The sequence below is a fragment of the Pseudorhodoferax sp. Leaf267 genome (genome assembly GCF_001422405.1).
Taxonomy (GTDB): Bacteria; Pseudomonadota; Gammaproteobacteria; order Burkholderiales; family Burkholderiaceae_C; genus Pseudorhodoferax.
The window spans coordinates 924808-939200 of record NZ_LMMV01000001.1; the positions used below are offsets into that span (position 1 = coordinate 924808).

Below are 14393 nucleotides of genomic sequence, written 5' to 3' on the forward strand. Positions count from 1 at the left end.
TAATTACTCGTGAACATCAGCTTCGACCCGGCCAAGGACGCGACCAATCAAGCCAAGCACGGCGTGCCCTGGCCTTGGCGAAACGCATCGCGTGGGCTGATGTCCTGTGCTTCCCGGACAGCCGGCAAGACTATGGCGAGCTGCGTGAGATCGGCTTCGCCGTAGTGGATGACCGGCTGTACGTGGTGGTGTTCGTACAGCGCGGCGAGGTGATGCGCATCATCAGCCTGCGCAAGGCCAATGCGCGAGAGGTGAACCTATATGACCAAGCGTTCCAGGAACATGGGGCTCGCGATTCCGAGCCCTGAGGAAGACGTGGCGATCGACGCCGGTATCGCGGCCGACCCCGACACGCAGGCGCTGACGGCGCAGGACATAGCGCGCCTGCAGCCGCTGCGCCGCCCCGGCCGGCCGCTGGCCGAGCGCCCCAAGGTGCCGATGACGATGCGCGTGGACGCGGACGTGCTGGAGGCCATCAAGGCCGGTGGCCCCGGCTGGCAGACGCGCGTGAACCAGGTGTTGCGCGAGGCCGTGCGCCGCGGCAAGCTTTCGGCCTGACGCTCAACCCGCCGCGTCGAACCCGAAAAGGCGCCGCGGCGTCTCCCACTCCACGGCTTGCCGGTCCGCCGCGTCCGGCAGATGCTGCACCAGCAGCGCGCGCAGCGGCCCGTAGTCGATGCGGGACGGCGCGCGCAGGAACGGCCAGTCCGAGGCCCAGACCAGGTGGTGCGGCGTGAAGGCCTCGACGAGCGCCCACACGAACGGGTCCAGGTCGGTGTGGGGGAACGGCAGGGCCGAGATCTTGGCGTGGCCCGACAGCTTGACCGCCGCACGGCCCGTCTGCGCCAGCGCCAGCAGCGCTGCAAAGCCCGCTTGCCCGACGCCACCGGCAGGCACCGGTCGCCCGCAGTGGTCGAACACCAGCTGCGCGCCGCTGTCGGCCAGCAGGCCCGTCAAGGCCGTCAGCTGGTCGCCCTCGACCTGCACGTTGGCCACGAGGCCCAGCTCGCGCAGGCGCTGCAGCAGCGGGCCGGTGCCCCGGTAGAAGTCCACACCCAGCAGGGCCACGTTGAACGCGATGCCGACCACGCCGGCGGCCTGCAGGTCCTGCAGCTGGCCCAGGCTGGCACCGTTGGGCACGACCGCGATGCCCTTGTAGCGGCCCTGGCCGCGCGCGATGGTGTCGAGCAGGCAGCGGTTGTCCAGGCCATAGCCCGAGTTCGGGCCGACCAGCAGCGCATGGCGCACCCCATGGGCCTGCAGCACGTGGTCCAGCTGCGCGGGCGTACCGGTCTCGGCCGGCGTGGGCACATACCAGGCGTCGGCTGCATAGGCGAAGCGCCGCGGATCGAACACGTGCACATGGCAGTCGATGGCGGCGCAGGTGGAAGGCAGGGCGTCGTGCATGGCCGGGACGATAGCGCAGCTTGCCGGCACCGGCCTACAGCCACAGGCCGGCTCCACGGACAGCGCCGCCACGCACAATCGGACACAGTCAGCCGCAAGATCCAACCTGAAAGCCTGCCATGAGCGCCGCCCCAGAACGCACCACTCCCCGTCATTTCTCGATGCTGCGCGGCTTCCACCTGGCGGACTTCTTCACGCTGGGCAATGCGGCCTGCGGCATGGCCTCGGTCTTCTTCGCCATGCAGTTCATGGCGACCGGCGAGCTGCGCCACTTCCTGCTGTCGGCGCTGATGACGCCGATCGCGCTGGTGTTCGACATCTTCGACGGCCGCATCGCGCGCTGGCGCCAGCAGCACTCCTCGCTGGGCCGCGAGCTCGACTCGCTGGCCGACATCGTGTCCTTCGGCGTCGGCCCCGCGGCCCTGGGTTTCGCGGCCGGCCTGCAGGGCGGCTGGGACGTGGCGCTGCTGGTGTACTTCGTCTGCTGCGGCGTGAGCCGGCTGGCGCGCTTCAACGTCACGGCCGAGACGCTGGCCGAGGGCGGCGACAAGGTCGCCTACTTCGAGGGCACGCCGATCCCGACCAGCGTGGTCTTGACCGCGGTTTTGGCCTTCGCCGCCTGGCAGGGCCGCATCGGCGATGCGCTGTACGGCGGCGGCCTCATGCTGGGGCCGTGGCAACTGCATCCGCTGGCCCTGCTGTTCGGGCTGTCGGGCACGCTCATGATCAGCAAGACGCTGCGCATCCCCAAGCTGTGAGCATCCGTTTCCATGCGCGCGCAACAATCACGCATGGATACAACTTCGGGCTTCTTGCCGGTCGGCAGCCGCTTCGGCGATTTCACCGTGCTGGAGCGGCTGCATGAAAGCCAGCGCTCCGTGGTGTTGCGCTGCCTGGACGCCAGCGGGCGCAAGGTCGTCAAGTTCCTGCGCGCCGCGGCACCCAGCCCCGGCGAGGTGGCGCGCTTTCGGCGCGAGTTCGAGCTGTCGCGCCGCCTGGCCCATGCGCACGTGGTCAGCGCCACGGCCATGGGCAGCCACGAAGGCCTGCTGTTCATGGCCATGCCCGACGACAACGCCGTCGCCCTGCGCGACCTGCTGCAGGGCCACGCGCTGCCGGCCCGGCAGGCCCTGCAGGCGGCCATTGCCGTAGTCCAGGCGCTGGAGGCCGTGCATGCGCGCAACGTGGTGCACAAGGACATCGCGCCCGGCAACATCGTGGCCAACTTCGCGGCCGGCACGGTCAAGCTGATCGACTTCGGCATCGCGGCCGAGCTGTCCAGCGAACGCCCGGAGCTGGCCCGCCCCGAGGACCTGGAAGGCACGCTGTCCACCATGGCGCCCGAGCAAAGCGGCCGCATGAACCGCGACGTGGACTACCGCGCCGATTTCTATGCACTGGGCGCCACGCTGTTCGAGCTGCTGACCGGCGAGCCGCCGCTGCGCTACGCCGACCCGCTGGAAGCCGTGCATGCCCACCTCACGCACCAGCCGCGCCGGGTGACCGAGCTGCAGCCCACGCTGGCGCCGCTGCTGGCCGACCTGGTCGCCAAGCTGCTGGCCAAGGAGCCCGGGGCGCGCTACCAGAGCCACGTGGCGCTGCAGCGCGACCTGGCCTACATCCTGGCGCACCTGGACACACCCGATGCACTGGTGGGCTACCCGCTGGCGGCCAACGACCTGTCGGCGCGTCTGCAGGTGTCGGGCCTGCTGTACGGCCGCTGCGCGCAGGTCGGCCGCATGCTGGATGCGTTTACGGCGGCGGCGCGCGGCACGGCGCAGCTGGTCACGGTCGCCGGCTTCTCGGGCATCGGCAAGACGGCGCTGGTGCACGAGCTGCAAACGGCGCTGCTGGGCAGCCATGGCCACTTCATCAGCGGCAAGTTCAACCAGTTCGGCCAGCATGCGCCGTACGCGGCGTTCACGGCGGCATTGCAGCAGCGCGGGCGCCAGGTGCTGGCCCTGCATGCCGACGAGCAGCAGCGCTGGCGTGCGGCGCTGCTGCAGGCGCTGGGCGCCAATGCGGCCCTGGTGGCGGATGCCGTGCCCGATCTGGCGCGGCTGCTGGGACCGCTGCCCGCCGTGTTGCCGCTCGGCCCCACCGAGGCCGAGAACCGTGTCGTGCGCAGCCTGCAGCAGTGCATCGCCGCGCTGGCCGCGGCCGATGCGCCGCTGGTGCTGTTCATCGACGACCTGCAGTGGGCCGACCGCGCCTCGCGCCGCCTGCTGCGCGAGCTGGCGCTGGACGAGGGCCTGCGCCATGTGCTCCTGATCGGTGCCTACCGCTCCAACGAGGTGCCCGCCGACCACCCGCTGGCGCAGGACCTGCAGCTCTTCGCGGCCCTCGGCCCGCGCGCGCTGGCCCTGCAGATCGGCCCGCTGCAACTGGAGGACACGCGCCGCCTGCTGGCCGACACGCTGCACAGCACGCCCGAGGCCGTGGACGCCCTGGCCGTGCTGTGCCAGGCCAAGACCGGCGGCAACCCCTTCTTCCTGCGCCGCTTCGTGCAGGACGTGGCCCGGCGCGGGCTGATCTGGCTGGACCGCGGCGCGGCGCGCTGGTGCTGGGCGATCGAACGCATCCAGGCCGAGCGCATGGCCGACAACGTGGTCGACCTGATGGTCGAGCAGCTGCGGCGCCTGCCGGCCGACACGGCGCGGCTGCTGACCACGGCCGCCTGCCTGGGCACGCACTTCGAGCTCGCGGCGCTGGCCACGGTCAGCGGGCAGGACGAGCATGCCGTGCTGCAGGCGCTGCGCCCGGCGCTGGAAGCCGGCCTGCTGGTGCCGGACGACGCGCGCTACAAGTGGGTGGCCGTGCTCGACGCCGCCGAGCGCGCCGGCCTGCACGTGGGCCTGGGCTTCGCGCACGACCGCGTGCAGGAGGCCGCCTATTCGCTGGCCGGTGCGGCCGAGCGCCCGGCCCTGCACCTGCGCATCGGCCGGCTGCTGCGCAGCGGCATCGACCCGCAGCGCCCGCCCTTCGACGTGGTCAACCACCTGAACCTGGGCGTGGACGTGATGGACAGCCCGGCCGAACGCGCCGACCTGGCCGCCCTGAATGCCCGCGCCTCCGGCCTGGCCCAGGACGCGGCCGCCTTCGAGCTGGCCGCGCACTACGCCGACCGCGCCATCGCGCTGCACGGCCCCGCGGCCTGGCAGGCCGACCCGGCAGGCGCGCTGGTGCTGCACGCCCACGCCGCGCGCATGGCCTACCTGGGCGGCCAGCCCGAGCGCATGGAGATGCTGCTGCAGACGGCGCTGCCCCATGCGCACGCGCCGCTGGAGCAGGCACGGCTGATGGACGTGCGCATCGAGTCGTTCTACGCCGCGGGCCAGCTGCCAGCCACGCTGGACCAGGGCCTGGCCGCGCTGGGCCTGCTCGGCCTGGCGCTGCCGGCCGCCGCCTCGCCGCAGGACGTGGTGGCCCTGGTGGCGGCCGTCAAGCAGGAAATCGAGGCCATGGGCCTGGCGGCGCTGGCCGCCCGGCCGCCGATGCACGATGCGCTATGCCTGCAGCAGCACAGCATCATCGCCAAGATGACGGCCGCCGCCTATATTGCACGCCCGGCCCTGCTGCCGCTGCTGACGGTGGTGCAGGTGCGATCGATGATGGCGCACGGCCACGCGCCGGCCGCGCTGTCGGCCTACTCGGTCATGGGGCTCATGGCGGTCGAGTTCCTGGGCGACACGCCGTTCGGCTATGCGCTGGGCCGCATGTCCATGGACCTCATCGAGCGCCACGGCTGGCGCCAGGTGCAGGCGCATGCCGGCTTTTCGTTCAATGCCTTCCTGCGCCACTGGGTCGAGCCCGTCGCGGCCGGGCTACCCGCGCTGCTGGCCGTCAACGAGAACGGCCAGGAGTTCGGCAACCTGCGCCACCCCGGCCTGGCGCTGTATGTGCACGGGGTCCATGCGCTGCTGGCCGGCGAGCCGCTGGCCGAGCTCGCCCCGCAGCTGGAAGCCCATGCGGCCACGCTGCGCCGCATCCGCCAGCCCGTCGCGCACGACTACCTGTGGGTGCTGCGCGAGACCGTGTACGCGCTCCAGCAGCAGCAGCTCGATGCCGCGCCGCTGGAGAACGCGCGCTTTTCCATGCGCGAGCTGCGGCAGACCTACGAGGCCCGCAGCGACCAGACCGGCGCGATGTTCCTGCATGCCTTCGCCGGCCTGCTGCATGGCCTGGCCGGCCGCCATGCCCAGGCCGAGTCCGAGGGCCTTGCCGCGATGGCGCTGTTCCCGGCCGGCCGCGGCATGTCCATCCAGCCGTACTGCGTGTTCTTCACGGCCACCGCCGCGCTGGCTCTGGCACGGCAGGACGAAGCCGGCGACGCGGCCCCGGCATCGGCACAGCGGCGCAGCCAGGTGGCCGCCGCGCTGGCGCGCCTGCAGCACTGGGCGCAGCACAACACCGAACTGGCTCCGCTGTGGCGGCTGCTGCGCGCCGGCCAGGCCCTGCTGGACGACGACCGTGCCCAGGTACGCGCCGAGCTGCAGGCCGCATCGCAGGCCGCCGCGCCACAGGGCAACCTGTTCCTGCGCGGCGTGGTGCACTGGCAGCGCGCGCTGCTGCTGGCCAGCCTGGGCGACACAGGCGCGCGGGTGGAACGCGCCGAGGCGCGCACGGCCTTCCTGCGCTGGGGCGCACGCGCCCTGACCGAGGCGCTGGCCGAGCCGCCCACGGTGCCACCGCCGCATGCCCTGCAGCTCAGCCTGCACAGCACCTCGGCCGGCAGCCAGGCGCTGGACCTGGTCACGCTGATGAAGGCCGTGCAGGCCGTGACCGCGCAGACCGCGCTGGGCCCGCTGCTCGAGCGCATGCTGCATGTGCTGCGCGAGAACGCGGGCGCGCAGCGCGTGGCCATCGTGCTGCAGGACGCCGAGGGCTGGACGCTGCAGGCCGACAGCGCCGGCACCGGGCCGGCGCGGCCCATGGAAGCCGCGGGCGATGCCCTGCCGCTGCCCATGCTGCGCACGGCGCTGAACACCGGCAGCCCGGTGCTCATCGACGACCTGCCGGGCGATGCGCGCTGGCAGCGGCTGGAGTACTTCGTGCGCGTCGGCGGGCGTTCCGTGCTGTGCATGCCGCTGGTGCAGCAGGCCCAGGTGGTGGGCGCGCTCTACCTGGAAAACGGCGCCGTGGCCGCGGCCTTCTCGCCGCAGCGCATGGAGTTCCTGCACCTGCTGTCGGGCAACGTGGTCAATGCGATCGACAACGCCCGCCTGGTGCAGCAACTGCGGGTGCAGGCCGAGACGCTGGAGCAGCGCGTGGCCGAGCGCACGCGCGAGCTGCGCGACAGCGAGGCCCGCACGCTGAGCATCCTGCAGAACGCGCCGGTGCCGATGACGGTCACCCGCCGCAGCGACGGCGTGCTGGTCTACGTGAACGCGCCAGCCGCGGCCGCGGTGGGCTTCACGCAGGCCACGCTGATGGGAAAGCCGGCGCAGACGCGCTACCGCGACCCGGCCGACCGCGCGCGGCTGTTCGCCCAGTACCGGCGCCAGGGCGTGCTGCGCGATGCCGAAGCCTGCCTGCTGACGCAGGACGGCCAGGAGCGCTGGACGCTGATCTCTCTGGTGCCCATCGTCTACGACGGCGAAGCTGCGGACCTGGCCACCATCATCGACATCACCGAACGCAAGGCCATGGAGGAAGCGCTGCGCCGCCTGGCCACGACCGACGCACTGACCGGCGTCAGCAGCCGCGGGCACTTCATGCACTGCACGGCCAGCGAGGTGGAGCGTGCCCAGCGCTACGGCCGGCCGCTGGCCATGCTGATGCTGGACATCGACCACTTCAAGAAGATCAACGACCGCCACGGCCACTCGGGCGGCGACGCGGCGATCCGCGGGCTGACGGTGGCCTGCGCCGACATGGTCCGGCACCAGGACCTGGTCGGGCGCCTGGGCGGCGAGGAGTTCGGCATCCTGATGCCCGAGACCGACCTGGACGCGGCCTACCTGCTGGCCGAGCGCCTGCGCGCCCACATCGCGGCGCTGGATGTCGCGCTGCCCGACCACGGCGAGATCCGCATGACGGCCAGCTTCGGCGTGAGCGCGCTGCGCGATGGCGACGACGTGGAGCAGCTGATCGCGCGCGCCGACCGGGCGCTGTACGCATCCAAGCACGGCGGGCGCAACCGGGTCAGCCTGCAGACGCCGGTCGCGGGTTGAGCGTGGCGGCGGTCAGCCGCTGATCGCCGCGTCCACCACGGCCTGCGCCTCGGCGAAGATGCGCTGCAGATGGTCGTCGCCGCGGCGGCTCTCGGCGTAGATCTTGTAGACGTTCTCGGTGCCCGAGGGCCGGGCCGCGAACCAGCCGCCGGCCGTGCTGACCTTGATGCCGCCGATGGCCGCACCATTGCCGGGCGCCGTGGTCCGCACGTCGGTGATGGCATCGCCGGCCAGCTCGGCCGACCTGATCTGCCCGGGCGCCAGCTTGCCCAGCAGCTTCTTCTGCGCCGGCGTGGCCGGTGCGTCCTTGCGGCTGAACACGGGGTTGCCGAACTCGCCCGCCAGCGCAGCGTACTGCGCGCCGGGGTCGCGGCCGTCGCGCGCGGTGATCTCGCCGGCCAGCAGGGCCGCGGCCATGCCGTCCTTGTCGGTCGTCCACACCGTGCCGTCGCGCCGCAGGAAGCTGGCGCCCGCGCTTTCCTCGCCACCGAAGCCCAGCGAGCCGTCGAACAGGCCGTCGGCGAACCACTTGAAGCCCACCGGCACCTCGTACAGCCGCCGGCCCAGCCGCGCGGCCACGCCGTCGATCACGCTGGTGCTGACGATGGTCTTGCCCACGGCTGCAGCCGGGCTCCACTGCGGCCGGTTGCGGAACAGGTAGTCGATGCACACCGCCAGGTAATGGTTGGGCGGCAGCAGGCCGGTGCCCGGCGTCACGATGCCGTGGCGGTCGTGGTCGGTGTCGCAGGCGAAGGCGACGTCGAAGCGGTCCTTCATCTTCAGCAGCGACTGCATGGCGTGCGGCGACGAGGGGTCCATGCGGATCTGGCCGTCCCAGTCCAGCGTCATGAACGCAAAGCGTGGGTCCACGGTCTCGCTGACCACGGTGAGGTTCAGCTTGTAGCGCTCGGCGATGGCGCCCCAATAGTGCACGCCGGCGCCGCCCAGCGGGTCCACGCCCAGGCGCAGGCCCGAGCCGCGGATCAGCTCCATGTCCAGCACGTTGCCCAGGTCGGCGACATACAGGTTCAGGTAGTCGTGGCGGTGCGTGGTCGATGCGGCCAGCGCCTGCGCCAGCGGCACGCTGCGCACCCCAGCCAGGCTGGCCTCCAGGTACTGGTTGGCCGCCGCCTCGATGGGGCCGGTGATCTCGCCACCGGCCGGGCCGCCGTTGGGCGGGTTGTACTTGAAGCCGCCATCGCGCGGCGGGTTGTGCGAGGGCGTGACCAGGATGCCATCGGCCAGGCCCGCAGTGCGCCCCTTGTTGTAGACCAGGATCGCGTGCGACACGGCCGGCGTGGGCGTGGGCTCGTCGTGGGCCGACAGCATCACCTCGACCCCGTTGGCCGCCAGCACCTGCAGCGCGCTGGCCACGGCCGGCTCGGACAGGCCATGCGTGTCCGCGCCGAGGAACAGCGGGCCGGTGATGCCCTGCGCGCGGCGGTGGTCGCAGATGGCCTGCGTGATGGCCAGCACATGCCAGTCGTTGAAGGACCGGTCCAGCGACGAGCCGCGGTGGCCGGACGTGCCGAAGGCCACGCGCTGCGCGGCCACGGACGGATCGGGCTTGTCGTCGGCATAGGCCGCGCGCAGCCGCGACAGGTCGATCAGGGAGTCTTGTGGCGCGGTCTGGCCGGCCAGGGGGTGCAGGTGGGAGCTCATGGAATCCTTTGGCTGATGGCCCATCGCCCGGGGCCACGCCGCAGCATAGCGCGGCTCCCCTTGCGCCATCACGCCAGAGCGGTATCCAGAAGCATCATCACGATGAAGCCCAGCATCAGGCCGCAGGTGGCCCAGCGCTCGTGCCCGGCGCGGTGCGACTCGGGGATGATCTCGTGGCTGATCACGTACAGCATGGCACCGGCCGCGGCGGCCAGGCCCCAGGGCAGCAGACCGGCCGAGATGCCGATCACCGCCGCACCGAACACCGCCGCAATCGGCTCCACCAGGCCCGACAGCACGCCCAGCCCCGCCGAGGTGATGCGGCCGTAGCCCACACCACGCAGCGCCAGCGCCACGACCATGCCCTCGGGCACGTCCTGGATCGAGATGCCCGTGGCCAGCGCCATCGCAGCCGCCGGGTCGGTGCCGGCCGCGGCCACGCCAATTGCCAGGCCCTCGGGCAGGTTGTGCACCGCAATGGCCAGCACGAACAGCCAGACGCGCTTCATGGCCTTGGCCTCGCGGCCCTCGAGCCCCTTCACGAAATGCTCGTGCGGCACCACGCGGTCGATCACCATGAGCAGCAGCGCGCCCATCGCGATGCCCATGCCGACCAGGCCGCCCGCGCCCCAGCTCCCGGCGCCCTGCGCCTTGGCCGCGGCCAGCGCGGGGATGATGAGCGAGAACGAGCTGGCCGCCAGCATCACGCCGGCGCCGAAGCCCAGCATGGTGTCGTAGCTGCGTTGCGAGAATTTTTGCGAGAGCAGCACCGGCAAGGTGCCCAATGCCGTGGCCAGCGCGGCCATGGAGCCGCCCAGCAGCGCGCCGTGCATGCGCGGGTCCTGCCACAGCGGCAACTGCGCGATCTGCGACAGCACGATCACCACCGCGGCCAGCATCAGCGCGATGCCGGTCAGGTAGCGCCATCGCCAGCGCGGATGGAACGACGACGGCATGGGGGCAGCCGGGGTGTGCGCGTGGTGGGTGTCCATGGTGCTGTCCTCGTGGGGTGTGCTGTGCATGCGGCATGGCCCCGCGCCGCGGGGCCCTGCCTGAGGCATCAGGCCAGTGCGCTGCTGATGGCCAGCGCGCCATTGACGCCGGCGGGGTAGAAACCACCGCGCGACACCGCGCCCGGGTTCAGGTAGACGATGTTGAGCACATCGCCGGGCGAGCGGCTGTAGGCGATGCCGTTCGCATCGGTGGGCACGATGTTGGACATGTCGTTCATGCCCGTCACGCCCTGGTCCACGTCGGTGCTGGCGTCCAGGCTGTCACGCGCGCCGGAGATGGCATCGGTGGCCGTGCGCAGGGCCGGCGTCGCCAGGCCCTTCGAATACAGCACCGTGCGCACCAGGCCGGCGTGGTAGGCCTCGACCGCCAGGATGCCGGCGGCGGCTTCCAGGAAGGTCTTGTTCTGGATCAGCGGCGAGGCGCCCTTGTAGGCGGTGACGCCCACGTCTTCGAAGATGTAGGCGGCCAGCAGGAAGTTCTCGTCGCTGGCGTAGGGGTCGAAGGACTGGCCCGCGCCGACGAGCCCGGCCGCGCGCGCCGCGCTGGAGAAGGCGCCATTCGGGTCGGAGCCGATGTCAATGGCCGGCTGCGCCACGGCCGAGGCGCCCAGCGCCGTGCGCAGGAAGGCCACGTGGGCGATCTCGTCCTGTGCGATCTCCTTGGCGTACTGGCGCACGATGGGGTCGGTGAAGGTGACGGCACGGCCGCCGGTGACGGCGCCCTGCGTGCCTGTGCCGCCGAGCTGCGATGCCGGCAGGCCCACGCCCGTGGCGGCATAGGCATAGAACTGCGCCTCCAGGTATTCCAGGTTCAGCGCGAAGTTCAGCACGTCGGCGTCCGACACCTCGTTGGCCTGCGCATTGGAGTCGCTGGAGCCGCCGCCGCAGGCGGTCAGGATGGCGCCGCCAGCGACACCGGCCGCGAACCCGCTGGTCTTGCGGAAGAAGGCACGCCGTTCGGCGCGGCGCGTGGCGATCTCGGTGACCTGGTTGCGTGTGAGAAAGTGACCCAGCATGGAAAGCTCCTTTTCATGCGGACGCATGACCCCCTCGGGGACCACCGATCCGCTCTTGCCTAGACAGGCGCTCGCGAGAGCCGCGAACGAACCTTGGCAACGTGCGTTGGTGTTCGGTGCAGGACCGGCGATCCAATGGACGCGTTGTCCTCCGCAAGTACGCGGGCGGCTGTGGATCCGGATCAGCGCCTTCGAGTAGGACAGTGCCGCGTCCCTGATGTTTCGGCGCCGGCCGCCCTGCGACACCGCGCGGCGAATCCATCCACCGCCACGACAACCATGCCGTCACTGCCCAACGCATCCATGGACGACGGTGCCGGGCCAGGCTCCCAGGCCCTGCCCTCGGTCGACCGCCTGCTGCGCGCCCCCGGCGCTGCCACGCTCACCGTGGTCCACACCAACCTGGGCCGCGCGCTGATGGCCGACCGGCAGGCGCATGGCTCAGCGCATCGCGCCGCTGCTGGCGCAGGCCGATCTCGAAGGCAGTTGGAGTACTTAGACCGCCTCGGCCTGCTGCGCCGCGTGGGCGACGTGTACGGCATGCGCACCGACAGCGCGCTGTTCACCGACGGCGGCTGACACGCATCGGGAAGCGTGCCTGGTGGCACGGCCGGGCTTCAAACCCGGTGGGTGACGTCACGCGTCGCCGGGTGGCTTCGACTCCCACTCCCGTGCGCCCATCCAACTGTCTGCGACGCCAACCAACGCGGCACGGAAAACCGCGCGCGGCGCTGTGGCAAAGGCGGGTTTCCGTACGCCGCGCAGGGAATAGGCGGGTTTGTAATGTGTTTGTAATCAACGGCTTACGAAGAGCCTCGACCGCCAGAACGCCTGGCACAGGAACTGCAATTTGTTACGCGCTCCCGCCCCCTGCCGTTCACCCGGCAGAGGCGGTCGCCGAACCCCCAGGGCCGACTGCGGATGCCGCAGGGCCGCCACCTGTTCCATGTCGAGGAGTTAGCGTTAGATGACACGATTCAATCCGCCCCGCCTGACCCCGGTCGCAGCCATCGTGGCCGCCGTCGTACTGGCCAGCGCCTCATGGGCCATCCATGCCCACGGCAGCGACGATGCCACCGTCGACATCTATTCGGTGAAGATCGGCTACGCGTCCGAAGAGCAACTGTCCAAGATGACGGCCATGCTGGACCACCCCTATGTGGACCAGAAGAGCCGGCTCATCCACGCCGAGATCGGCCCCGACGAGCTCAAGGCCATCCAGGCCCTGGGATACACGGTGCAGATCGACCAGGCCGAGACCGAGCGCATCCAGAACTGGGTGGCCTCGCGCGAGCGCGACCTGAAGTCGGGCGCACTGACCCGCATCGACCGTGAGAAGCCCAGCTCGATCGCCGACGGCGTGCACGCGTGCTACCGCACGATGGAGCAGACCTACGCGACCTTCGACGAGCTCAAGGCCAAGTACCCGGAGCTGGTGCAGGTCAAGACGCTGGGCCCGGCTTGGATGAAGACGCAGATCAAGGCGCCGACCGTCGTCAACAACCAGTACGACAACTCCTCGTCCAGCTACACCAGCCTGCTGGCCAAGTTCCTGCCGGCCGCGTGGCTGCAGCGCTTCAACCTGGCGCTGTTCCCCGAGCAGCCGCATGACGTGAAGGCCATCGTCGTCGGCAACTTCAAGAAGCAGGAAGGCAAGGAAGTGCCGCGCATGGTCTGGACCGGCGGCATCCACGCCCGTGAGTACGCACCGCAGGAGGTGGGCACCAAGTTCATCGAGTGGCTGCTGGACAACTACGGCAAGGACGCCAACGCCACGATGATGCTGGACAACAACCAGTTCCACTACATCATCCACAACCCCGACGGCCGCAAGCTGGCCGAGCAGGACCGCGCCGCCCGCCAGCGCAAGAACACCAACTACACGACCGCGTTCTGCACCAACACGACCGGCAACGGCCCGCTGGGCTCGGGCGTGGACCTGAACCGCAACTACCCGTTCGGCTGGGCCACCGGCGGCGCGGGCGGCTCGGACGGCAACATCTGCGGCGAGACCTTCCGCGGCACGGGCCCGGCGTCCGAGCCGGAAACCCAGGCGGTGCTGAACTACGTGCGCGGCACCTGGAACCAGGCGCAGTGCAAATGGGAAGGCGGCGCGCTGCCCGACGGCCGGCCCAAGAGCGCCGAGTACTGCAACCCGGAAAACCGTTCGACCATCACCGGCGAGCTGGACTGGACGACAGGTGCCTCCGAGGAATACCCGGGCGGCATGTTCATCGACCTGCACAGCAACGCGCGCGCCATCCTGTGGCCCTGGGGCGTGGAGCGCACCGAGAACGGCTTCAACACCCATTCGCCCAACAACAAGGGCATGGCCGTGATCGCCCAGCGCCTGGCCTACCACAACAACTACTCGTCGCAGCAGCTGCTCAGCTACAACACCGAAGGCACGACCAAGGACGCGTTCTACGGCTTCCTGGGTGCGCCCTCGTACACGGTGGAAATGGGCCGCTCGTTCTACGAGGACTGCGGCGTGTTCGAGCGCGAGACCAATCCCGAGAACTTCAACGGCTTTCACTACCTGAGCCGCACGCTGCACCGCATCTACCAGCTGCCGTTCGGGCCGGACACGGTGGACGTGCAGGTCGCGCAGACCAACCCGGTCGATGCCGGCACCAAGGTGCAGGTCTCCGCGCTGGTGGACGACAACCGCTACCGCTACAGCAACGCGGGCCAGTCCACGATCAAGCCGCCACCCTACCCCGTGGTCTACAACGTGACCGAGGCCTATGCCTACATCGGCAAGCTGCCCTGGGAAGCGGGCGCCGAAGCGGTGCGCGTCAAGCTGGACCTGAGCGCTTCGGACAAGGCGCGTGACGACTTCCCCGACGCGACCAAGCGCGCATCGGGCGAACTCAACACCGCCGGCCTGGCCGCCGGACGCCACATGGTCTACGTGCAGGGTGTGAACAGCGACGGCAAGCCCGGCGCGCTGTCTGCGGCCTTCCTGGACATCGCCGAGCCCGCGCAGGCCGAGCCCAAGAGCGGTGGCGGCGCCCTGGGCGGCCTGGTCGCCGTGCTGGGCGGCCTGGCCGCCATCGGCCTGCAGCGCCGCCGCAAGGCCGCCGCGCAGGACGACGCACGCTGAATCGCGCCCTTGCGCC

10 protein-coding genes and 1 tRNA gene are annotated in these 14393 nt (G+C 70.8%); 7 read left to right on the forward strand and 4 right to left on the reverse strand.

Going from position 1 to position 14393, the window contains the following annotated elements; all coding sequences use genetic code 11:
- Window positions 1-74 precede the first annotated feature (74 nt).
- Both ASF43_RS04070 and ASF43_RS04075 read left to right on the forward strand, forming a co-directional pair.
- Window positions 75-308, forward strand: coding sequence for a BrnT family toxin (locus ASF43_RS04070; RefSeq protein ID WP_369803216.1), 234 nt, complete (start codon window positions 75-77; stop codon window positions 306-308).
- The gene (locus tag ASF43_RS04075; protein ID WP_056176955.1) at window positions 262-558 is read left to right on the forward strand and encodes a BrnA antitoxin family protein; all 297 of its coding nucleotides are present in this window, start codon (window positions 262-264) and stop codon (window positions 556-558) included. Before ASF43_RS04070 ends, ASF43_RS04075 begins: the two co-directional genes overlap by 47 nt.
- A gap of 3 nt (window positions 559-561) precedes the next feature.
- On the opposite strand, the gene ASF43_RS04080 is transcribed toward ASF43_RS04075, so the two are convergent.
- Entirely contained in the window at window positions 562-1407 is an 846-nt protein-coding gene (locus tag ASF43_RS04080; RefSeq protein ID WP_056176959.1) for an amidohydrolase, read from the reverse strand.
- Between the two features lie 119 nt (window positions 1408-1526).
- Here ASF43_RS04080 and ASF43_RS04085 point away from each other — a divergent pair, with 119 nt between their 5' ends.
- Window positions 1527-2165, forward strand: coding sequence for a phosphatidylcholine/phosphatidylserine synthase (locus ASF43_RS04085; protein ID WP_056176962.1), 639 nt, complete (start codon window positions 1527-1529; stop codon window positions 2163-2165).
- A 33-nt stretch (window positions 2166-2198) separates the two neighbouring features.
- Complete coding sequence (locus tag ASF43_RS04090) at window positions 2199-7580, forward strand: diguanylate cyclase (RefSeq protein ID WP_162241754.1); 5382 nt, start codon at window positions 2199-2201, stop codon at window positions 7578-7580.
- Window positions 7581-7592: 12 nt separating this feature from the next.
- Here ASF43_RS04090 and pgm read toward each other — a convergent pair whose 3' ends face one another.
- The 3 genes from pgm to ASF43_RS04105 form a co-directional block, all read right to left on the reverse strand.
- Entirely contained in the window at window positions 7593-9242 is a 1650-nt protein-coding gene (gene pgm / locus ASF43_RS04095) for a phosphoglucomutase (alpha-D-glucose-1,6-bisphosphate-dependent) (RefSeq protein ID WP_056176969.1), read from the reverse strand.
- 68 nt (window positions 9243-9310) lie between these two features.
- On the reverse strand, window positions 9311-10198 hold the full coding sequence (locus ASF43_RS04100; protein ID WP_056176972.1) for a ZIP family metal transporter: 888 nt from the start codon (window positions 10196-10198) through the stop codon (window positions 9311-9313).
- Between the two features lie 104 nt (window positions 10199-10302).
- On the reverse strand, window positions 10303-11271 hold the full coding sequence (locus tag ASF43_RS04105) for a ferritin-like domain-containing protein (RefSeq protein ID WP_056176975.1): 969 nt from the start codon (window positions 11269-11271) through the stop codon (window positions 10303-10305).
- Window positions 11272-11550: 279 nt separating this feature from the next.
- Here ASF43_RS04105 and ASF43_RS04110 point away from each other — a divergent pair, with 279 nt between their 5' ends.
- The 3 genes from ASF43_RS04110 to ASF43_RS04115 all read left to right on the forward strand — a co-directional run bounded on the left by ASF43_RS04110 (window position 11551) and on the right by ASF43_RS04115 (window position 14377).
- Entirely contained in the window at window positions 11551-11850 is a 300-nt protein-coding gene (locus tag ASF43_RS04110; RefSeq protein WP_056176978.1) for a hypothetical protein, read from the forward strand.
- A gap of 8 nt (window positions 11851-11858) precedes the next feature.
- A tRNA-Sec gene (locus ASF43_RS30380) sits at window positions 11859-11947 on the forward strand.
- A 291-nt stretch (window positions 11948-12238) separates the two neighbouring features.
- A complete protein-coding gene (locus tag ASF43_RS04115) occupies window positions 12239-14377 on the forward strand; it encodes a M14 family zinc carboxypeptidase (protein WP_056176980.1) in 2139 nt (712 codons plus the stop codon).
- Window positions 14378-14393 lie beyond the last annotated feature (16 nt).